26 protein-coding genes are annotated in these 19,680 nt (G+C 57.9%); 14 read left to right on the plus strand and 12 right to left on the minus strand.

Annotation, left to right across the window (positions count from 1 at the left end):
• Positions 1–2: 2 nt before the first annotated feature.
• From C1Y43_RS02240 to ghrA, 3 genes are read right to left on the minus strand one after another with little or no spacing between them, the layout of a single operon-like run.
• A complete protein-coding gene (locus C1Y43_RS02240; protein WP_021506350.1) occupies positions 3–560 on the minus strand; it encodes a molecular chaperone in 558 nt (185 codons plus the stop codon).
• 27 nt (positions 561–587) lie between these two features.
• Positions 588–1,325, minus strand: coding sequence for a phosphatase (locus tag C1Y43_RS02245; protein ID WP_021506351.1), 738 nt, complete (start codon positions 1,323–1,325; stop codon positions 588–590).
• 19 nt (positions 1,326–1,344) lie between these two features.
• Positions 1,345–2,283 (minus strand): glyoxylate/hydroxypyruvate reductase GhrA, encoded by a 939-nt coding sequence (gene ghrA / locus C1Y43_RS02250; RefSeq protein WP_104186848.1) that lies wholly within the window; start codon positions 2,281–2,283, stop codon positions 1,345–1,347.
• A gap of 205 nt (positions 2,284–2,488) precedes the next feature.
• On the opposite strand from ghrA, the gene treA reads away from it, so the two are divergent.
• Positions 2,489–4,165: an alpha,alpha-trehalase TreA gene (gene treA / locus C1Y43_RS02255; protein WP_104186849.1), complete on the plus strand. Its 1,677-nt coding sequence runs from the start codon at positions 2,489–2,491 to the stop codon at positions 4,163–4,165.
• A 243-nt stretch (positions 4,166–4,408) separates the two neighbouring features.
• Positions 4,409–6,505 carry a TonB-dependent siderophore receptor gene (locus tag C1Y43_RS02260; RefSeq protein WP_104186851.1) on the plus strand — a complete coding sequence of 699 codons (2,097 nt, stop codon included), beginning with the start codon at positions 4,409–4,411 and terminating at the stop codon, positions 6,503–6,505.
• 62 nt (positions 6,506–6,567) lie between these two features.
• Here C1Y43_RS02260 and C1Y43_RS02265 read toward each other — a convergent pair whose 3' ends face one another.
• Entirely contained in the window at positions 6,568–6,816 is a 249-nt protein-coding gene (locus C1Y43_RS02265; protein WP_021506355.1) for a GlsB/YeaQ/YmgE family stress response membrane protein, read from the minus strand.
• Positions 6,817–7,000: 184 nt separating this feature from the next.
• Between C1Y43_RS02265 and C1Y43_RS02270 the strand changes: the two genes are divergently transcribed.
• Positions 7,001–7,735 (plus strand): flagellar brake protein, encoded by a 735-nt coding sequence (locus C1Y43_RS02270; RefSeq protein ID WP_058757616.1) that lies wholly within the window; start codon positions 7,001–7,003, stop codon positions 7,733–7,735.
• Between the two features lie 89 nt (positions 7,736–7,824).
• Entirely contained in the window at positions 7,825–8,952 is a 1,128-nt protein-coding gene (locus tag C1Y43_RS02275; RefSeq protein ID WP_088517699.1) for a mechanosensitive ion channel family protein, read from the plus strand.
• A 15-nt stretch (positions 8,953–8,967) separates the two neighbouring features.
• On the opposite strand, the gene emtA is transcribed toward C1Y43_RS02275, so the two are convergent.
• Entirely contained in the window at positions 8,968–9,597 is a 630-nt protein-coding gene (gene emtA / locus C1Y43_RS02280; protein WP_072208615.1) for a membrane-bound lytic murein transglycosylase EmtA, read from the minus strand.
• Positions 9,598–9,760: 163 nt separating this feature from the next.
• Here emtA and ldcA point away from each other — a divergent pair, with 163 nt between their 5' ends.
• On the plus strand, positions 9,761–10,684 hold the full coding sequence (ldcA, locus tag C1Y43_RS02285; RefSeq protein ID WP_058776494.1) for a muramoyltetrapeptide carboxypeptidase: 924 nt from the start codon (positions 9,761–9,763) through the stop codon (positions 10,682–10,684).
• A gap of 23 nt (positions 10,685–10,707) precedes the next feature.
• A complete protein-coding gene (locus tag C1Y43_RS02290) occupies positions 10,708–11,370 on the plus strand; it encodes an MBL fold metallo-hydrolase (protein WP_021506360.1) in 663 nt (220 codons plus the stop codon).
• On the opposite strand, the gene C1Y43_RS02295 is transcribed toward C1Y43_RS02290, so the two are convergent.
• Positions 11,371–11,784: a GNAT family N-acetyltransferase gene (locus C1Y43_RS02295; RefSeq protein WP_058757613.1), complete on the minus strand. Its 414-nt coding sequence runs from the start codon at positions 11,782–11,784 to the stop codon at positions 11,371–11,373.
• Between the two features lie 21 nt (positions 11,785–11,805).
• The gene (locus C1Y43_RS02300; RefSeq protein ID WP_058780734.1) at positions 11,806–12,189 is read right to left on the minus strand and encodes a hypothetical protein; all 384 of its coding nucleotides are present in this window, start codon (positions 12,187–12,189) and stop codon (positions 11,806–11,808) included.
• A 219-nt stretch (positions 12,190–12,408) separates the two neighbouring features.
• Here C1Y43_RS02300 and C1Y43_RS02305 point away from each other — a divergent pair, with 219 nt between their 5' ends.
• Positions 12,409–12,765, plus strand: coding sequence for a DUF4186 domain-containing protein (locus C1Y43_RS02305; protein WP_010617204.1), 357 nt, complete (start codon positions 12,409–12,411; stop codon positions 12,763–12,765).
• An 18-nt stretch (positions 12,766–12,783) separates the two neighbouring features.
• Here the strand turns inward: C1Y43_RS02305 and C1Y43_RS02310 are convergent, their stop codons facing one another.
• Complete coding sequence (locus C1Y43_RS02310; RefSeq protein ID WP_031279245.1) at positions 12,784–12,963, minus strand: hypothetical protein; 180 nt, start codon at positions 12,961–12,963, stop codon at positions 12,784–12,786.
• A 203-nt stretch (positions 12,964–13,166) separates the two neighbouring features.
• On the opposite strand from C1Y43_RS02310, the gene C1Y43_RS02315 reads away from it, so the two are divergent.
• Together C1Y43_RS02315 and C1Y43_RS02320 are read left to right on the plus strand one after the other, a co-directional pair.
• Positions 13,167–13,496, plus strand: coding sequence for a hypothetical protein (locus tag C1Y43_RS02315; RefSeq protein ID WP_104186853.1), 330 nt, complete (start codon positions 13,167–13,169; stop codon positions 13,494–13,496).
• Between the two features lie 61 nt (positions 13,497–13,557).
• Positions 13,558–14,106 (plus strand): hypothetical protein, encoded by a 549-nt coding sequence (locus tag C1Y43_RS02320; protein WP_104187134.1) that lies wholly within the window; start codon positions 13,558–13,560, stop codon positions 14,104–14,106.
• A 24-nt stretch (positions 14,107–14,130) separates the two neighbouring features.
• Here the strand turns inward: C1Y43_RS02320 and C1Y43_RS02325 are convergent, their stop codons facing one another.
• Positions 14,131–14,337, minus strand: coding sequence for a DUF2767 family protein (locus C1Y43_RS02325; RefSeq protein WP_021506367.1), 207 nt, complete (start codon positions 14,335–14,337; stop codon positions 14,131–14,133).
• Between the two features lie 180 nt (positions 14,338–14,517).
• Here C1Y43_RS02325 and C1Y43_RS02330 point away from each other — a divergent pair, with 180 nt between their 5' ends.
• Positions 14,518–14,766: a DUF883 family protein gene (locus C1Y43_RS02330; protein ID WP_021506368.1), complete on the plus strand. Its 249-nt coding sequence runs from the start codon at positions 14,518–14,520 to the stop codon at positions 14,764–14,766.
• A 34-nt stretch (positions 14,767–14,800) separates the two neighbouring features.
• Here the strand turns inward: C1Y43_RS02330 and C1Y43_RS23570 are convergent, their stop codons facing one another.
• Positions 14,801–14,998, minus strand: coding sequence for a hypothetical protein (locus C1Y43_RS23570; RefSeq protein WP_146068638.1), 198 nt, complete (start codon positions 14,996–14,998; stop codon positions 14,801–14,803).
• A gap of 100 nt (positions 14,999–15,098) precedes the next feature.
• On the minus strand, positions 15,099–15,296 hold the full coding sequence (locus C1Y43_RS02335; RefSeq protein WP_021506369.1) for a DUF6404 family protein: 198 nt from the start codon (positions 15,294–15,296) through the stop codon (positions 15,099–15,101).
• A 268-nt stretch (positions 15,297–15,564) separates the two neighbouring features.
• Here C1Y43_RS02335 and C1Y43_RS02340 point away from each other — a divergent pair, with 268 nt between their 5' ends.
• The 3 genes from C1Y43_RS02340 to C1Y43_RS02350 all read left to right on the plus strand — a co-directional run bounded on the left by C1Y43_RS02340 (position 15,565) and on the right by C1Y43_RS02350 (position 17,520).
• The gene (locus tag C1Y43_RS02340; protein ID WP_058757609.1) at positions 15,565–15,747 is read left to right on the plus strand and encodes a type II toxin-antitoxin system HicA family toxin; all 183 of its coding nucleotides are present in this window, start codon (positions 15,565–15,567) and stop codon (positions 15,745–15,747) included.
• Between the two features lie 39 nt (positions 15,748–15,786).
• A complete protein-coding gene (locus C1Y43_RS02345) occupies positions 15,787–16,179 on the plus strand; it encodes a type II toxin-antitoxin system HicB family antitoxin (protein ID WP_022548759.1) in 393 nt (130 codons plus the stop codon).
• 84 nt (positions 16,180–16,263) lie between these two features.
• The gene (locus C1Y43_RS02350) at positions 16,264–17,520 is read left to right on the plus strand and encodes a mechanosensitive ion channel family protein (protein WP_021506372.1); all 1,257 of its coding nucleotides are present in this window, start codon (positions 16,264–16,266) and stop codon (positions 17,518–17,520) included.
• 121 nt (positions 17,521–17,641) lie between these two features.
• On the opposite strand, the gene icd is transcribed toward C1Y43_RS02350, so the two are convergent.
• Positions 17,642–18,892: an NADP-dependent isocitrate dehydrogenase gene (gene icd / locus C1Y43_RS02355; RefSeq protein ID WP_010617214.1), complete on the minus strand. Its 1,251-nt coding sequence runs from the start codon at positions 18,890–18,892 to the stop codon at positions 17,642–17,644.
• Between the two features lie 131 nt (positions 18,893–19,023).
• On the opposite strand from icd, the gene rluE reads away from it, so the two are divergent.
• A complete protein-coding gene (gene rluE, locus C1Y43_RS02360) occupies positions 19,024–19,662 on the plus strand; it encodes a 23S rRNA pseudouridine(2457) synthase RluE (protein ID WP_211077180.1) in 639 nt (212 codons plus the stop codon).
• Positions 19,663–19,680 lie beyond the last annotated feature (18 nt).

The following is a 19,680-nucleotide window of genomic DNA, read 5'->3' on the forward strand; positions in this document are numbered from 1 at the left end:
ACTCAGGCGTCGTCGCCCTCTTCACGCAGTTCGTCATACATCGCCTGAATCGCCTCACGGCTCAGCGCCGCCAGCGTGCGATAAAACGCGGTGGTGGCGTGGGCTTCCACTTTACCGAGGAAGGCGCCGCACCACGGCAGCAGGTAGTCATCGAACAGCGCCAGCTGGGCCGCCGCCTCATCTTCCGCAGACTGATCTTCCAGCCAGGAGGCCGCCAGCAGCAGCACGCCGAAGTGATCGGCCGGCGACTCGCTCAGTGGCATACCGCGTGAGGTTAAAAACGCCCGCACCTCGGCTTCCTGCGGTCCGTTCGGCCACTGTGAGGCGTACGGCGGTACGCTGCAGTCGCTGCCGACGAACAGCGCGTTGTAATCCGCCGCCAGCGCCTGCGGATCGCTATTCTGCTGCAGCCGGGTCAGCAGTTCATCCTGCTCCAGCGGCCACTGATCTTTCAGTTTGCCTTCGCGCAGCAGGGTGAACAGCGGCACCAGCAGCGGGTCCTGCGGCTGGCGATTAAACAGCGAGCCGATGACGCGGCAGAGAATGGAAAACTCATTCATGCAACAGAATTCCTTGAGGCAAAAAAGTTAAAAGTCGGCAAATTCCGCAATGTGTTTGCCGGTGCGCTGTTCGAGAAAGTCGAGCAGGCGACGCGGCGTGACATTTAACACGCGATCCTGCGGAAAATCCACTTCGCGCGTAATACGCAGGCAGTGTTCGAAATCACCGAGCGTAAAGGCGGTGTGCGAATCGGAGCCAAACGCCAGCCGGCCACCTGCGTCACGCACCGCTTCCGCAATCGCGCGGCAGTTAGGTTCACTGCCCGGACGCGAATGGGTAAACGACGAGTTGTTGATCTCCAGCGCCACATCGTAGTGCGCGGCGGCTTCCGCGATGGCGCGAATATCCACCGGGAATTTAGGGTTGCCCGGATGGCTGATGATGTGCACCAGTCCGCTGGCCATGGTGGCGATCATCGCTTCGGTGTGGTGAGCCTTGTCGCGCGGCGCATAGACCGGCTCATGGAAGCCAGCGACGATCAAATCCAGCGCATCCAGCATCGGCCCGCTGCAATCAATCTCACCCTGCTGATTTTTGATGTTGGCTTCAATGCCGCGCAGCACGCCGACGCCGTCAATCACGCGCGGCCAGATGCGCATATTGACAAAATGCCAGTAGTGCGGCGCATCGGCCATGTCCGGACCGTGATCGGTAATGGCGAACAGCTTCAGGCCGTTCTGTTTCGCCTGCGCGACGTAATCGTGCAGCGTGCTGTACGCATGGGTGCTGGCCACGGTATGCATATGTAAATCGACGGGATACATCCTCTTCTCCTCTGCTGAATTAATAGCCACGCTGGCGATCGACCAGACCGCGCGGCTGTTGGCCCTGCTCCAGTGCCGTGATGGCACCGGCGATATAGTCCATCGCCTCATGCGGCAAGGTGGTGGCGGCATTATGCGGGGTAATCATGACACGCGGATGAGACCACAGCGGACTCGCGGCCGGCAGCGGTTCCACCTGGAATACGTCCAGCGCGGCGGCGGCCAGCTGACCGCTCTCCAGCGCCGCCAGCAGATCGGCCTCTACCACGTGCGCACCGCGCGCGAGGTTAAGGAAACGGGCGCCGCGCGGTAGCGCGCTAAGAAACGCGCTATCGATCAGGTTGCTGGTTTCCGGCGTGGCGGGCAGCAAATCAATTAATACCTGACTGTCAGTGAGAAAATCCGCCAGCTGGTCGCGGCCGTGAAAGGTGGTGACACCGGCAATCTGCTTCGGCGAGCGGCTCCAGCAGCGCAGCGGGAAGCCCCACTGGCGCAGGCTCTCCAGCACGCTGCGGCCAAGCACGCCGGCCCCCAGCACGCCAATGGTAAAAGTAGCACGTTCGCGGTCCGGCAGCGGCTGCCATAGCGCCTGTCGCTGCTGCTGGTGATAGTCGGCGAAGCGGCGGAACCAGCCCAGCACGCACCAGTTCGCATACTCCTGCATCTGGCGTGCCATGCCGGTGTCTTCCAGCCGGTAGAGCGGCACCGCGTCAGCCAGCATCTCAGGGTGCGTGCGCAGCTGCCGCAAAATTTCGTCCACGCCGGCCCCCATGGCGAATACGCCACGCAGCGCCCGTCCCGCCAGCATCTCCACCGGCGGCGATCGCACAATGGCGTAGTCGGCGGGGGCACTGTCGCCCGGCTGCCACTGGCGGATGCGCACAGCTGGCAGTCGCTGGCGCATGCCGTCCAGCCACGGCTGCGGATTCAGCGACGGGTGATACCAGATGATCTCCATACTGCTCTCCTTTTTTCTTTCAGCCTCAGTCAAATAGCGGCGCAGGGCAAGTAAAAACCCGCGCGGCACCGCAATTTTCCGGCGATTAATCGCGAAGGCTTCACATTTCCGCCGCTGCAAAAGGCTAAGCGGCGCGTTAACGTCTAAAGTTGTTCGGGTGGTCAATGCGTTAGCGCACCACCTTTTCGGACAAGGAGAAAAACCGATGATAAAAAATGTAGTGTTTACGCCTGCGCGTCTTACCCTATTGCTCAGCGCGGCGCTGCTGAGCGCGTCTGCTGTGCACGCTGAGGATAACAGCCGCATGCTCAGCGCCCAGCCGCAGCCGCCGGATGTGCGACTCGGCCCACTATTCAGTGCCGTGCAGCAGGCCAGATTTTATCCGGACCAGAAAACCTTTGCCGATGCGGTCCCCAAATATGACCCGGCGTCGATTCTCGCCGACTGGCAGATGCAGAAAAATCAGCGTAATTTCGATCTCAGACGCTTCGTGGACACCAACTTCATCCTGCCCAAAGCGCAGGATAAATACGTGCCGCCCGCCGGCCAGAGCCTGCGCGCGCACATCAATGGCCTGTGGCCGGTGCTGACGCGCAGCACGCCAACGGCCAGCCAGTACGATTCGCTGCTGCCACTGCCGAAACCGTACGTGGTGCCGGGCGGGCGTTTCCGCGAAGTCTATTACTGGGACAGCTACTTCACCATGCTCGGGCTGGCAGAGAGCGGCCACTGGGATCGGGTGCAGGATATGGTGGACAACTTCGCCAGCGAGCTGGACAAGTACGGCCACATCCCTAACGGTAACCGCAGCTATTATCTCAGCCGCTCGCAGCCGCCGTTCTTCAGCCTGATGGTGGATTTGCTGGCCAGCCACAAGGGAGACGACGTCTACCGCCAGTATCTGCCACAGCTGCAAAAAGAGTATGACTACTGGATGGCGGACAGCGACAAGGTGGCTGCCGGCCAGGCGAGCAAGCGCGTGGTGAAGCTGAGCGACGGCACCCTGCTCAATCGCTACTGGGATGACCGTGACGTGCCGCGCACCGAATCCTGGCTGGACGATGTCAACACCGCGAAAAAAGCGCCTGAGCGCAATAAACAGCAGGTGTATCGCGATCTGCGCGCGGGCGCCGCCTCGGGCTGGGACTTCAGCTCACGCTGGTTCACCGATGCGCACAATCTGGCCTCGATTCGCACCACCCAGCTGGCCCCGGTGGACCTCAACAGCCTGCTGTTCCACCTGGAGCAGACGCTGGCGAAAGCCGCGAAGCTGGCAAAGCAGAATGACAAAGCGCAGCAGTTTGCGGCGGATGCTGAGAAGCGCCAGGCGGCGATCAATCGTTACCTGTGGGATGACAAACAGGGCTGGTATGCCGACTACGATGTCCAGAAAAAGCAGGTGCACAATCAGCTCACCGCCGCCACGCTGTTCCCGCTGTATATGCAGCTGGCGGGCGACAAACAGGCGGAACGCACCGCCGCCGCCGTGGAAAAACAGCTGCTGAAACCGGGCGGGCTGGTCACCACGACGGTAAACAACGGCCAGCAGTGGGATGCGCCTAACGGCTGGGCCCCGCTGCAGTGGGTAGCGGTCGAAGGTCTGGAGCACTACAAGCAGAACCAGCTGGCGCAGCAGATCGGTCAGCGCTTCCTGCAAAATGTGCAGCAAACTTACGATCGCGAGCACAAGCTGGTCGAGAAGTATGTGGTCGACGGCGCCCAGCTGGGCGGTGGTGGTGGCGGCGAGTATCCGCTGCAGGACGGCTTTGGCTGGACCAACGGCGTAACGCTGAAGCTGCTGGATAAGTATTGTCCGAAAGATAAAACCTGTAACAGCACGCGCGACATCCCCTCAATGCCGACGCTAAACTCGGCGAAATAACCCTGACGTCAGGTGCGCCGCCGTGCGCACCTGCTTCTCAGGCCCGATGCCACAGCCAGGCGATGACCACGCCCGGCGCTGCAGCATCCCCTGCGCATCACACTTTTCCATTACTTATCTTTTACATCTTGAAACACCCCTTACTAAAAGATAATAATTCTCAATCTTAAAATGACTCTTTTTCTCATCGTTAACCGCCGCGCTGGTGTGGTGCGGCTTTTATTCTCTGCCAAAGGAATCATTATGACCGCGCTTTTCCCCCTTAACCGTGGCCGGCTGCTGTGCGCGCTGGCGCTGGCGTTTCCGGCACTCGGCGTAGCCGAACCCTCTCTGGTGGTCACCGCACAGCCGCAGGAGAGCGCCACCTCGCCCACGGCGGACTATCTCGCCACCCGCAGCGGCGCCACGAAAAGCGATCGTCCACTCCTCACCACGCCGCAGTCCATTTCCGTGGTGACGCGTCAGCAGATTGACGATCAGGGCGCGCAGGATCTGAACCAGGCGCTGGGCTATACCCCGGGGGTTTTCACCAACTTTGGTGGCGCGGCCACGCGTTACGACACCATTTCGCTGCGCGGTTTCCACGGCGGTGATGTCGACAACACCTTCCTTGACGGTCTGCGCGTGATGAGCGACGGCGGCAGCTTCAACATCCTGCAGGTGGATAACTGGTTCCTTGACCGCATCGACGTAATTAAAGGCCCCTCTTCTGCCCTTTATGGCCAGACGGTGCCGGGCGGGCTGGTGAACATGGTCACGAAGCGGCCGCAGTTTGCTTCACAGGGCCATTTACGCTTCGCCACCGGCAGCAATGCCAGTAACAACGCCGCCTTTGATTACACCGACGCGATTAACGATCAATGGGCGTACCGCCTGACCGGCATCATGCGCAACAGCGATACCCAGTACGACCACACGCGCGAAGAGAAATACGCGCTGTCACCCCAGCTGCTGTGGCAGCCGGATGAAGACACCAGCCTGCTGCTGCGTGCTTATCTGCAAAAAGATCCCTCAGGCGGCTATCACGGCTCGGTGCCGGCGGAAGGCACGCTGTACAGCCACAATGGCCGCTGGCTGAGCGACGGCTTCTATGAGGGCGACAGCGCGCTGGATCAGTTCAAACGTCATGAGCAGATTTACGGCTACGACTTTTCGCACCGTTTCGATGAGGTATGGTCGGTGCACAGCACCGGCAGCTACAGCCATTCCAACGTGGCGCTCGACCAGGTGTACCAGATTGGCTGGAACAGCGACAATCCGGACCTGCTCAACCGCTACTACTCCGGTGAGCGCTCTTCGCTCAGCGCGTGGGCGACCGATAACCAGCTGCAGGCGGAGTTTGCCAGCGGTGCGCTGCAGCATCGCGTCACGCTCGGCGCGGAGTATCACCGCTACAAAAATGATCTGAGCGACGCCAGCGGCGCTGCCTCACCGCTGAATGCCTGGAGCGGCGAGGCCATCGGCAGCCAGCCGGATTACCTCTGGACAGCGCAGACGCGCCGCTACTATCAGAGCGGCCTCTATCTGCAGGATGAGATGGCGTGGCAGCGCTGGCATCTGGATCTGTCTGGTCGCTATGACCGCATCGTGTCAGAGAATGGCAATAGTCGTCGCCAGGACGATCACGTCAGCGGCCGCGCCGCGCTGCTGTACGCCTTTGACAACGGCGTGTCGCCATACGTCAGCTGGAGCCAGGCGATTACCCCGGCTTCGCTGACCGATCCCGACGGGAATCAGCTGAAACCGACCACCTCAGAACAGTATGAAGCCGGGGTGAAATACCAGCCGAACGGCACGCGCGATCTCTACAGCGTGGCCCTGTACGATCTGACGCAGAACGATGTGGCCAACCGTAACGTGCAGGACGGCACCTACACCCCGTCCGGCAAAGTGCATGCACAGGGCATTGAACTGGAGGCGCGCAGCCAGCTGACCGAACGGTTCAGCACCGTCGCCGGTTATACGCTCAACCATCTGCGCTTTAAGGATTCCGTGGACGGCAACGATGGCCATACGCCGTACGTCACGCCAAATAGCATGGCGTCGCTGTGGGGGCATTATCAGTTTGATTACGGCCTGAGCGCGGGTGCCGGGGTGCGCTATATTGGCCGCCAGTGGGCCGATAACGAAAACACCACCCGTTTGCCGTCGGTGACCCTGTTTGACGCCTCACTGCGCGCCGACCTGGGTGCGTGGCAGCCGGATCTGAAAGGTGCCTGGCTGCAGCTGAATGCCCGCAATCTGACGGATAAAAAGTATCTGGCAGCCTGCTACGGCACCGGTTACTGCTATCGCGGCGCGGAGCGGACGCTGACCGCCACAATCGGCTACGATTTCTGACGACATAAAAAAATCCGCAGCCCCGGACGGGACTGCGGATCTTGTTGAATCGTGATTTGGCGTCAGCTGCGGACTTTACGGTAGATCCACAGCACCACAATGGCACCGATCACCGCGACCACGAAGCTGCCAAAGTTGAAGCCGTCGACCCGGCCAAAGCCGAACAGGGTACTGATCCAGCCGCCCACCACCGCACCGACAATCCCGAGTACTACGGTCAAAATAAATCCGCCGCCATCTTTACCTGGCATGATCCATTTAGCGATAATCCCGGCAATCAGACCAAAAATAATCCATGAAAGAATACCCATTTGCTGCTCCTTACGTTATGAATCAAGGTGTTCATCGCGCTAAGTATAGCCGGGAATTTTTTCTCTGCTACATCAACATCATGATGAATTCGTTCACGCCGGCTAAAGCTTTTACCGCCCCGGTCGATAACCGACGAAGAGCAGTGGCACTCGTAAAATAGCAATCGGACAGGTGGAGCAGGACGTGAAAGACGCCGATAAAGAACAATATCTCAAGCGCGGTACGCTGGCGGTGTTGAACGTGATGAAGGATTTGTTGCGTTATCAAACCCTGCTGATGGTCAATTTCTCCCGTGGTCAGTTCATCAGCCGGCTGCTGGCCGCGGATGAAGATCGGGTGATTTTTGATCTCGGCAGCAACGCGCTGGACAATGATTTGGCACTGCAGGGCGGCGAAGTGAATATTGCGGCCGAAACCCACGGTGCCAAAGTGGAGTTTGGGCTGCAGGGATTAACCCGCATCGATTATGACGGCCTGCCCGCCTTTGCCGCCGCGCTGCCCGACCTGGTGTGGCAGATTCAGCGCCGGGAATTCTTTCGCGTCAACGCGCCGCTCGAACCAGTATTCTACTGCCACAGCCAGTGGCCGGACGGCAGCACCGCGCGCTTTCGCCTGCAGGATCTGTCGCTCGGCGGCGTCGGCGTGTTGCTGGATGAGGCGCTGCCGGAAGGTCTTAACCGTGGCGATACCTTCAAAAAGCTGCGCGTTGAGTTGGGCGAATATGGCCAGTTCGAAGTGACCGCACAGCTGCTGCACATCGGCGAGCGCAGCACCGTGACCAGCAAGAACGAAACCCGCATCACGCCGCGACTCAGCTTCCGTTTTACCGCCATCGAACCAGTGCAGGAGCGTCAGCTGCAGCAGGTGATTTTTGCGTTGGAACGGCTGGCGCGCGACAAGGCCAATCGCTTCCAGTAAACCGCCGGCGTCCCGCGCGACGCCAGCGTAGTCTATGCTTTCTCCTTGCACATTCTTTTCACCGGCTCCCAGCAAGGAGATTCTCCCCAATGGAAAACTGGCTTTCTGCCCATCGTTTACAACTTATCTTTCTCAATCAAAACTTCTGGATTAATAGCGCCATCATCGTGTTCGGCACGCTGATTGTTTACTGGCTGCTGCGCACCGTCATCCGCTTTGTCTCTAACCGTATCGCCCACTATAGCGAACAGCGCCACGTGCGTTTCACCGGCATTCTGGTGGAGATTCTGCGCAGCACCAGTCAGCTGCTGCTGCTGATCTTCTCGCTGCTGATCACGCTGAAATTTGTCGATCTGCCGGACAGCTGGAGCGTCGCCATCGCCCACGGCTGGTTCCTGGCGCTGATTCTGCAGCTCACGCTGTGGATCGACGGCGGCATTCGCCTGTGGCTGCACTCGTTGCTGCGCGATCCGCTGCACGTGCGCAATCCGGTCACCACGGTGATCCTCGGCATTCTGCTGCGCGTCGTGGTGTGGGTGATGATGCTGCTGGCGATCCTCTCCAATATGGGGATCAATATCACCGCGCTGGTGGCCAGCCTTGGCGTCGGCGGTATCGCCATCGCGCTGGCGATTCAGACGGTGCTGAGCGATGTGTTCGCTTCGCTGGCGATTGGCTTCGATAAGCCCTTTGAGCACGGCGACTTTATTGTGTTCGGCGACATCGCTGGCTCCATTGAGCACATTGGCCTGAAAACCACCCGGCTGCGCAGTCTCGGCGGCGAACAGATTGTCTGCTCCAACACTATTCTGCTGCAGCAAACCATCCACAACTACAAACGCATGCAGCAGCGGCGCATCGTGTTTAAGTTCGGGATTAATTACGGCACGCCGGCGGAGAAAGTGCGGCAGATTGGCGGCATGGTGCAACGCATCATTGAAGGCGTGCCGGACACGCGTTTTGATCGCGCCCATTTCCTGTCGTTTGACGAATCGCAGCTGACGTTTGAGGTGGTCTATTTCGTGCTGAGCGCCGATTACAACAAATACATGGACATTCAGCAGGAGATTAACCTGCAACTGATGGCGCAGCTGGAGCAGAAACAGATTCGTTTCGCCTTCCCGATGCGCCGCGTGGAGTTCACCGGCGGCGTGCTGCCGCGCATTAACCTCAGCGATGCCTCAAATGAGGCTGCGGCAGAGCGCGCACAGCACTGAGTCCCCCCAGCGGCATTAGCCGATGGTGCGATAGGCGGTGGTGACTTTCCACAGGTAGCGCGGCGCCTGGGCGGCCGGATGCTTGTTCTGCACGTGCTGGTAGAACTCATCCGGCGTCATGGCGTTGATCATTGCAATGGCGCGATCGCGGTCGCGCGAGAAGGTGCGCAGCAGCGCGCCGGCGCCGTTGGCATAGGAAACAATGGTGGCATAGCGCAGCGTCAGCGGATCGCGAATGCCCGCCAGCGCGGAATCCTGCAGAATCCGGATATAGGCCGCGCCGATATCAATATTTTTCGCCGGGTCGCGCAGCTCGGAGTTACTCGGCTGGCCGTGGCGTCCCTGTGCGCGATACACCTCGCGTCCGGCGGTGGCGGCTTTGATCTGCATCAGCCCGACCGCATTAGAACGGCTTACCACGGTTGGGTTGCCCCCGGATTCGACACTAATAATGGCGCTGATCAGCTTTTCATCAACGCCATAATGACTGGCGGCATCTTCGGTAAACAGTGACCATGCATCATTCACTTTCGACGGCGGCGCCTGGGTTAATGGCGTATTTCTCTCCGGCGTCACCGGTTTTTCCGGCTCGCTGGCACAGCCAGCCAGCAGCAAAGCAGACAGCATAAGTAGTCGAATTTTCACTGATTTTTGGTTCCGCTATAAGATTGGCGCAAGCTATCATAACCATGACGGTAAAAGGTAAAATTACCGTTTATCCTAAATACGTAAAAAACCTTGTGCTACCGTGACTTCGGTAACGCATTTCGTCATCATCGGCAGGCCAACAGACAGCAGGATGGAAGTTATGCTCGCCCCTCGTTCAATACGCCTCATCGCCCCTTCCGGTTATTGCCACAATCAGGACGCCGCCCGGCGCGCGGTGGAGCGCCTGCAGGCGGAAGGACATCAGTTGCAAAACCCGGAAGCCATTACGCGCCGCTGGCAGCGTTTTGCCGGTGATGACGCGCAGCGCCTGCAGGATGTGAATGCGCTGGCGTCGCTGGCGTCGCTGCCGGATATCGTACTGGCGGTGCGCGGCGGCTATGGTGCCTCACGCCTGCTCGATCACCTCGACTATGTGGCGCTGCAGCGTCGCCTGCTTAATCAGCCTGTCGCGCTGTGCGGCCACAGTGATTTCACCGCTATTCAGCTGGCACTGCTGGCGCAAACCGGGCTGATCACCTTCAGCGGACCGATGCTGGCCGGCAATTTTGGCGCGGAGGCTTTATCTGAATTTACCGTCAGCCACTTTTGGCAGGCGCTAACATCTCCTACAGTCAATCTGGCGTGGCACAGCGCCAGTCCGGATCGCGGCCGCTGGCAGGGCACGCTGTGGGGCGGCAATCTGGCGATGATCTGCTCCCTGATTGGCACGCCGTGGCTGCCGCAGATTGAAGACGGCATTCTGGTGATCGAGGATGTGAATGAGCATCCGTTCCGCATTGAGCGTATGCTGATTCAGCTGCAGCAGAGCGGTATTCTGGCGCGACAGCGAGCCATTGTCACCGGCAGCTTCACCAGCACCGCCCTGTCCGATTACGACAACGGCTTTGATTTCGCCACGGTGTGGCAGCGGTTGCGTGATGAGTACCAGATTGCGGTAATCAGCGATCTGCCGTTTGGCCATGATGCCGATACCGTGACGCTGCCGCTCGGCGCCAGCGCCACGCTTGAGATTGACCAGGGCGCCGCGCGGTTAGCCTTTACCGGCCATCCGACGTTGCGCTGACGTGTTGCCGCAGGAGACCGCTATTGAAGCCGCTGTACGAAGACTTGTGGATCTCCACGCCGGAATTTCCCGCCGAAGAGACGGCAAATGATTTAATGATGCACGGGTTTATGCTGCGCCATCCGCGCGGCAACCTGTTGATTGGCCGCGTTGAGCAGCTGCTGGATCATGAAGTGCTCGCGGACGCGGGCGGCGTGATTCGCCACTATTTTACCCACTGGCACGAAGCCGCGCCGGGCGCGCGGGCCATTCAGCAGCGCTTCAATAGTGCGCTGTATTGCCACAGCCGATCGCTCGGCCCGGTGAGCCTGGTGATTGAGCCGGACGAAACCTTCACGCATCAGGACGTGCACTTTGGCGACTTTCACCTGCTGCCCACGCCGGGCCACACGCCGGGCAGCTGCAGCTACCTGTATCACTCACCGCTCGGCCAGACCTACCTGTTTGTCGGCGACACCCTGACGCGGGATTACCATCGCTGGATTAGCGTGCTGGTGCCGGACAGTAATCCTGCGGAGCTGCAGCAGTCGCTGGAGCTGTACCGCTCGCTGCGTCCGGATGTGGTGCTGATGAGCACCACGCGCGGGCATCTCTCCTGGGCGAAGGTCGATTTACAGAGCTGGCTGGCCGCGATTGATGAAGCGGAACAGTCGCCGCTGGACCTGCGCCAGCAGCCACTGCTGTGATTACAGCGTCTTGCTCAGATAGTGACGCTGATGTTCGCGCGGGTAGTGATCAAGGCTAAAACGTAGCGTATAGCCAAGCTTTTCATAAAACGGCCGCGCCTGAAAGCTGGCGGTATCCACCTGCGCGTAACGGCAGCCGCGTGCGCGGGCTTCCTGTTCGGCAGCCTGAATCAGCTGGCTGCCGGCGCCCTGCCCGCGTAACCCATCGCTGACCCACAGCATATCAATGCGTAACCAGTTGCCATAGGTTGAACCCGTCAGCCCCGCTAGCTTTTTCCCGGCGCCGTCTTTGATGAACACACCGATGGCTTTCATCTCATTGATGTCAATAAAGCGGCTGTTGAAGGCGTTCAGGCCGAGGCGCATTTCATCCAGATCCTGATGCGTGACGCTATCCGTAACGCTTAATTGCATGGTCGGCTCCTTGTGGCGGCATTATGAAGAGGGGTGCTGGCGGTCGTCGTAGCGCTCCAGCGACAGAATATCAGCATCGCGTTTTTCCGTACGGTTGCAGGGCAACAGCTTATCGCTGTCGGCGTAGACGAAAAAGGTTTCGCCGCTGTTTTTATTCACGATCAACTGATCGCCATTGCGGAAACGGGTAATGGCGACCTTATCGCCGTCCTGCAGATGCGTGCGCTGCTGCCCGGCGGCAATCTGGAAATGCCGGGTTGGCCACATCAGCGTGCTTAGCCCGTAAGCGGCACGCGATACCGTCATGGTGGGGCGGCCCGGGCAGGTGATCTGGAATTCGCTTTCGCTCCACGCGGGGGCAATCTGGCAGGCCATCAGGAGCGCGGCAAGGGTTATCGCCTTCATGGGGGGTTCTCCACTGAGGTTAGATCATGATTTTACAGGAATTTAATTGGCCAGAGGGTAACATACAACCGCCGCCGGTGCGGTAATCTGCGACCGCGGGTCAGCCAGTGCGGGCAGGAAGAACGCCTCCACATCACTGATTTTGTGAGGTTTTATGCGATCGGGATATCTTTGTAACGAGTTAAGTAAAATGCGCTAAGATCGCGTCAGGAGGATGTTATGCGAGATGAACAGGCATTATTCGCGCGGCTGGCGCAATCGCCGTTTCGCCGCCGCTTCCATTTAGGCGCGAAAGAGCGACAGTACTGTATTGAGAAAGGCCCGGCGGTGATCGATCAACACGCGGCCGATTTTATCCAGCAAAGACTGGCCGCAGCCGAACCAAAGAATGATGGCAAACAGACGCCAATGCGCGGCCATCCGGTGTTTATCGCCCAGCACGCCACGGCAACCTGCTGCCGCGGCTGTCTGGCAAAATGGCATGGCATTGCTGCGCATCAGCCGTTAACGGCAGAGCAGCAGCAATATATGGTGCGGGTGATTCACCGCTGGCTGGTGGGTGAAATAAATGGTTAAGACCGGGATGGGATGGAGCTACTCTGCCGCGACCTGCGCGGCCACCAGCATCAGCGCCAGTCCGGCATCGTCTGGATCGAAACGCTGCATAACTTCATGGATCGCCGTCACGCAGTTCATCACCTGCTGTTTTTTGTCGGCGTCTAACTTATCAATCGCGTGCTGAAGAATCATTAAACTGGCTTCTTCTTCTCTCATGGATTTACCCTTGTTTTGCTTACCTGGTGCGCAACGCTGGCAAGAATAACGTTTATCTGCTAGCAAAGTCACCCCTTTACATGCTTACCGCTTAACGATTAAACAAATGGCAAATGGGCAGTGGCGTCAGACATGCTATGATCGGATCAGTGGCGCGCATCGTCAGGCCAGCATAAATCAGGGAATGCACCAGGAACAGGACCATGTTAAGACTCAGTTTTCTACTCACACTTATCCTGCTGGCTGGCTGCAGCTCCACGCCGAAAGGCGTCGATTGCCCCGGCGAGGTCGCAACGCTCTATGGTCAGTCGCTGGGCCACACCGAAGGGCGCATTTTCGATTTAGTGAATTCGTTTTCGGTGGCGCGCGATGGCGTAACGCTGAGCAGCGGCGCACTGCACTCCACCGACCGTTTCCGCTATGTCCCTTCTGCCGTGACGCCGGAAGGCTTTTATGCACAGCGGCTCAGCGACCAGCAGTTCCGCCTGATCAACCCGGCGCGTAACACCATGATTACCTGGACGTGTCCATAAGCCGTGCGTGGCGCGCGCAGATGGTTTATTGTCAGCGTTTGTCATGCTGCGGACCTGCATTATGGAAAAGAGTCTGGACAATAACGGTTATATCGATTTCCCCTTTCCGGCCACCCGAGACGCGGATGGCTCGGTCAACCCGTGCGGTTTTGACCTGACGCTGGAAACCGATCGCATTGATGAGATCGCCGCCGGTAAACATTCTGAAAATTTGCGTCGTCTGCTGGAAGAGGTCAATCTGCAGGATGGCCTGTTTATGACGCTGGCCTGTGACTGGCAGCAGCGCGCAGACGGCGTGTGCGGCTTTCTCGATGTGGCGTTCCGCCCCACGCTGGACTGTAGCAGCGAAGAGACACAGAGTCTCGATCAGTTCTTTGAGATGTATCTGCGCCGCCAGGAGCAGCAGCACAGCATGCCGCGCGACGCGCTGGTCAACTATGCGCGCGCGGTGCTGGACTGGAACTGGTCGCCGCTGCAGCAGCGCCATCGTCGCTATGAGAAGGTCACCATTCGCTATTACTGCCAGCAGGCGGACGATGCCGAATGGTGTTTTGATCATCTGCGCCACTTCCTGGTGAGCTGGTACCCGGCGTATCGCGGCCAGCAGTGAGGGCGTCCGCGTGACGCCCTGCGCTCAAGGCCGTACCAGACGAATCGCGTGCTCCAGCATACGCTGTTCATCGCGTTCGTCGTGGGCGCGATCGTGGCGCGTACGCTGCAGCAAACGGGCAATCTCCTCCCGTCTGGTTTCATGACCGCACTCAGAAAGGACAATCACCGCATCGCCAATCACCCGGCAAACTTCATCGTAATCGTCTTCATTCAGGATATCGCGTTTCATTTCTCCTCCGTTCAGTGGGCGCTGCGTGAGGTTCGTGCAGCTTAACGTGGTCCTTACCAGGTATGGACAGCAATGCCGATTCCTGCAAACCACTGTTACATCCTGAAAAGCCACCAGGTTGCTGGTCTGCACTTCTCTGTCTACGCTGAAAGAGACATTCACCACTCTCAGGGAGTCAATATGACCGATAAAGCGGAAGCAAAATTGAATGAAGCGGCGGGTGCCGTACAGGAAAAATTTGGCGAGTTCACCGGTTCACGCCGTCATCAGGCACGCGGTGCCGCGCGACGCTATCCGGCGCAGGCCAGTTATGCGGTGCAGGATGCAGCAGACTGCGTGGTGAGATCGGTACGCGACAACCCGGCGACCGGACTGGCCGTTGCCGCCAGCATCGGCGTGATTGTCGGTTTCCTGCTGGGCCGTAAATAATCCCCGGCGATCGGGGCCCGTGCGGCCCCGATACTCAATGCCGCTGCGGCACGCCGTCCCGTCGTTCCTGAATATGTTCATCCGGCGTCTCGGCGACATCTGCCGTACTGCTGTGCCCGGCAAGGTGGCGCCCATGCTGCCCCGCTATCACCACAGGCCCCATCGGTAATTGTGCACTGGCCGCCAGTGATAGCAGCAAAAAAAACCATCCCGTCAGTAACGTTCTTCCCATCCTGCCCGCCTTACACGCTGATTAGTGAGCGCTCAGCTTGCCGGATGGCATGCAAATTAGCGTCAGCGCGACGCAAAGCTATGTCGGCAGTTGTGAATAATCAGGCCTGTGCGCGCCGCGCTTTATAACGCGCCACCATGGTCATTAATGCCTGATAAATCAAACCGGCATACAGGCTCATGACAATCATCATGCCCGGCGTTTTGCCCTGTGCCTGCCAGGATACAAACCACATGAAAATGCCCCACAGCAGGGAAAAAATCAGCCAGCCTTTTACAAACTTGATCACACCTTGCATAGCACCTCCGGATTGATGAAGGCTGAAGATAGCGGTTCAGCCCGCAAATGGCACGCGCGCCAGTGCCGGGATGTTAACTGTTTCAAAGTTTTACGCAAACCACTATCGCAGCGGGAAAAAGCCGTGGAAAACAGCACGCAGAACGCAGCATCAACGGGTGCCTGTCATGGCCGTCCCGGTTAGTTTGGCCATGACCCGCCGATGTGATGGCAGAGACCGCCTTGCATCAGTGTGTATTGTGTGTATAATTTCACCTACAGGAAGTCCGATGAAGAGCGCGACGCTGATTAAACTGCTGCAAAAGAATGGCTGGAAGCTGGAGCGCATACGCGGCAGTCATCATCAGTTCTCACATCCGGATTTTGCTCATCTGATCACCGTGCCGCATCCGCAGAAGGATATGAAGACAGGCACGCTGATGCAGATTCTGAAAGACGCCAGGCTGGATTGATCCATGCTGGTTTTATTCCGCTTGCTCAGAGGTGACATGATGCTGTTTCCCGCTTTGGTAGAGATTGACGCTGACGGCTCGGCCAGTGGTTATTTCCCGGATGTCACCGGCTGTTATTTTGCCGGTGATACGCCCGAGCAAACGCTGCAGGATGCGCAATCTGCGCTGCATGCCCACTTTGAACTGATGGCGGAGAAAGGCTTGTTGATTCCGGAGCCGGCGCAGCACTGGCAGCAGGAATTTAGCCAGCCCGGCGTGTGGATCTACGTTGATATTGATGTCACCCGCTATCTGGGCAAATCCGAGCGCATCAATATCACTATGCCGCATCTGCTGATTGAGAAGATCGATAAGATGGTCAGTAATAACGCGCGCTACAGCAGCCGCAGCCATTTTCTTGCCGAGGCGGCACGCAAAGCGCTGGTCTCGTAGCAACACTATTGCGCACGCGTCGCTTATCGTCCGTGGCCGCTTTATGTTTGAATTCCCGCCTCAACCGGCCGGCATGTGGTTAAAATGAATTACTTACGCGACATACAAACGTTTATTGAAGGCAACACGGTGCTCTCCGCCACCTTCAGCCTGCTGCTGTTACTGGTTGCCGGCATGGTCACCCATCTGATCTGCAAGTTCTTCGTGGTAAAAGTGGTGCGCCGCGTGTTCTTTAGCACGCATAAAAACCAGGTGCCGCTGGATAAAGACGTCCGGCTCTCAGAAAAGCTGTCGAATTTTATTCCGGTGATCACCGTCTATTACCTGCTGCAGTTTATGCCGGACCTGCCCGAGCATCTGCTGATCGCGGTGAAAACCATCTGCGGCATTCTGTTTTTTGTATATCTGTCGCTGTTCTTTAACGAAGTGCTGGAGATCGTTAATAACTCCTATTCGCGTAAGTCGAAGCGTAAGAACCACTCGATAAAAGGCTATATCCAGATCGGTAAGATCCTGGTGCACATCATTTCCGCCATCATGATTCTGGCTATCATGTCGAACAAATCGCCGGTGATTATCATCTCCAGTCTGGGTGCGGTCGCGGCGGTATTGATGTTAGTGTTTCAGCACACCCTGCTGTCGCTGGTGGCCAATATTCAGGTGTCATCGAACGATGTGCTGCAGCTCGGCGACTGGATTGAAATGCCGGATAACGGCATCAGCGGTGAAGTGATTGATATCGCTCTGCATACCATTACCATCCGCAACTGGGACAATACGCTGTCGCGGATCCCGACCAAAAATTTCCTGACCGAAACCTACACCAACTGGCAGGCGATGTTCTCCTCCGGCGCGCGGCGTATCATGCGCAGCTTTCATCTCGACCAGACCTCGATTCGCTTTCTCGATCAGCAAATGGTGCAGCAGATGAGCCAGATTCGCGGCGTCAGTGAGCAGCTTTCAATCCTGATGGATGGCCGCGATAGCAGCGTGGTCGGTGACCGCTGGTTTGCCGAAAACGGCATCACCAACCTCACGGTGTTCCGTCACTATCTCACCGCCTGGCTGGCGCAGCGCGACGATATTAAAAAAGATATGTATATCGTGGTGCGCGCGATGAAACCCTCACCGGAGGGATTGCCGGTAGAGGTTTATTGCTTTACCTCCTCGGTGCTGTGGGTTGATTACGAGAATTCCCAGTCGGCGATATTTGAATTCATCTACGCCATCGTCGGTCAGTTTTCGCTGCGGATTTACCAGCATCCGGCCGGCAATGATTTCTGGCGTTTGTCGCAGGCGCGCGATAGCCAGATCGGTCAGTTACAGCCTCCGGCGGAATAAAGCCACGCATCGCACGGTCGTCATGCATGGCAAACCGGCGGTGACAGAAGTCCTTCCCGCTGCCAGCATAAAAAAAGGGAGCCCTGCGGCTCCCTTTCATGTTGCATTTGCTCAGGGCAAATTACATGTTCGCGATGATCGCGTCACCAAACTCAGAACATTTCAGCAGCTTAGCGCCGTCCATCAGACGCTCAAAGTCGTAGGTCACGGTTTTGGCAGCGATTGCGCCTTCCATGCCTTTAACAATCAGGTCAGCCGCTTCGAACCACTCCAGGTGACGCAGCATCATTTCTGCAGACAGGATCACGGAACCTGGGTTCACTTTATCCTGGCCCGCATACTTCGGTGCAGTACCATGGGTAGCTTCGAACAGTGCGCACTCGTCACCGATGTTGGCGCCCGGTGCGATACCAATGCCGCCTACCTGTGCCGCCAGGGCATCAGAAATGTAGTCACCGTTCAGGTTCATACAGGCGATAACGTCATACTCGGCTGGACGCAGCAGGATCTGCTGCAGGAAGGCGTCGGCGATCACATCTTTAACGATGATCTCTTTACCGGTGTTCGGGTTTTTGAACTTCATCCACGGACCGCCATCGATCAGCTCGCCGCCGAACTCTTCTTTCACCAGCTGGTAGCCCCAGTCTTTGAAAGAGCCTTCGGTGAACTTCATGATGTTGCCTTTGTGCACCAGCGTCAGGGAATCACGGTCATTGGTGATGGTGTATTCAACCGCGGCACGCACCAGACGTTTCGTGCCCTCTTCTGAACACGGCTTCACGCCAATACCACACTGCTGCGGGAAGCGAATTTTCTTCACGCCCATCTCTTCACGCAGGAATTTGATCACTTTGTCCGCTTCCGGCGTACCGGCTTTCCACTCGATACCGGCATAGATATCTTCGGAGTTTTCGCGGAAGATCACCATGTCGGTATCTTCAGGACGTTTAACCGGGCTTGGCGTACCTTTGTAGTAACGTACCGGACGCAGACACACGTACAGGTCCAGTTCCTGGCGCAGTGCCACGTTCAGGGAACGAATACCGCCACCTACCGGGGTAGTCAGTGGGCCTTTAATGGCCACGCGGTACTCTTTGATTAAATCGAGGGTTTCCTGCGGCAGCCAGACATCCTGGCCATAGAGTTCGACGGATTTTTCGCCGGTGTAAATTTCCATCCAGGAAATTTTTCGCTCGCCGTTGTAGGCTTTCTTCACAGCGGCATCAACCACTTTCAGCATCACCGGGGAAACGTCAACCCCAATACCGTCACCTTCAATGTAGGGGATGATCGGGTTATTCGGGACATTCAGTTTGCCCTGATCCAGGGTGATTTTTTGACCTTCCGCCGGAACAACTACTTTGCTTTCCATTAACCTCTCCTTCGAGCGATTTTTTGTTAATGATTTGTAAGATGCGCGTCAATACTACTTGAATATTTCCGCCACGCCAATCACCGCAGTTTCGCGCTATAATGCGCCGATTGTTACCAACTGCAAAGCCCATGCGAAAAACTTCTCAACGAATTCACCAGCATAAGCGCCCTGCTGCCCCGGCGCGCCAGCCCGCGCGGCGTGACACGCGGCCAAAAGGTCCGCGTCGCGTCATACTCTTTAACAAACCTTTCGATGTTCTGCCGCAGTTCAGCGATGAGGCTGGCCGCCGCACGCTGAAAGATTTTGTGCCGGTGAGCGAGGTGTATGCCGCAGGCCGTCTCGACCGCGACAGCGAAGGGTTGATGATTCTGACCAACGATGGCGCACTGCAGGCGCAGCTGACGCAGCCGGGCAAGCGCACCGGCAAAATCTATTACGTTCAGGTGGAAGGCGTACCGCAGGAATCAGATTTATCCCGCCTGCGCAGTGGCATCACCCTCAACGATGGCCCAACGTTGCCGGCGGGCGCAGAAGTGGTGCCTGAACCCGCGTGGCTGTGGCCGCGCATCCCGCCGATTCGCGAGCGCAAAGCTATCCCCACCTGCTGGCTGAAAATCACGCTGTATGAAGGGCGCAATCGCCAGGTCCGAAGGATGACGGCGCACATTGGCTTTCCGACATTACGCCTGGTCCGTTTTGCCATGGGTGAGTACCAGCTGCAGGATTTGGCACCGGGCGAATGGCGCGACATCAGCGACCGGACGTAATTTATACATTTCGATAAC

Source organism: Pantoea sp. ICBG 828 (assembly GCF_002928355.1).
Taxonomy (GTDB): domain Bacteria; phylum Pseudomonadota; class Gammaproteobacteria; order Enterobacterales; family Enterobacteriaceae; genus Pantoea; species Pantoea dispersa.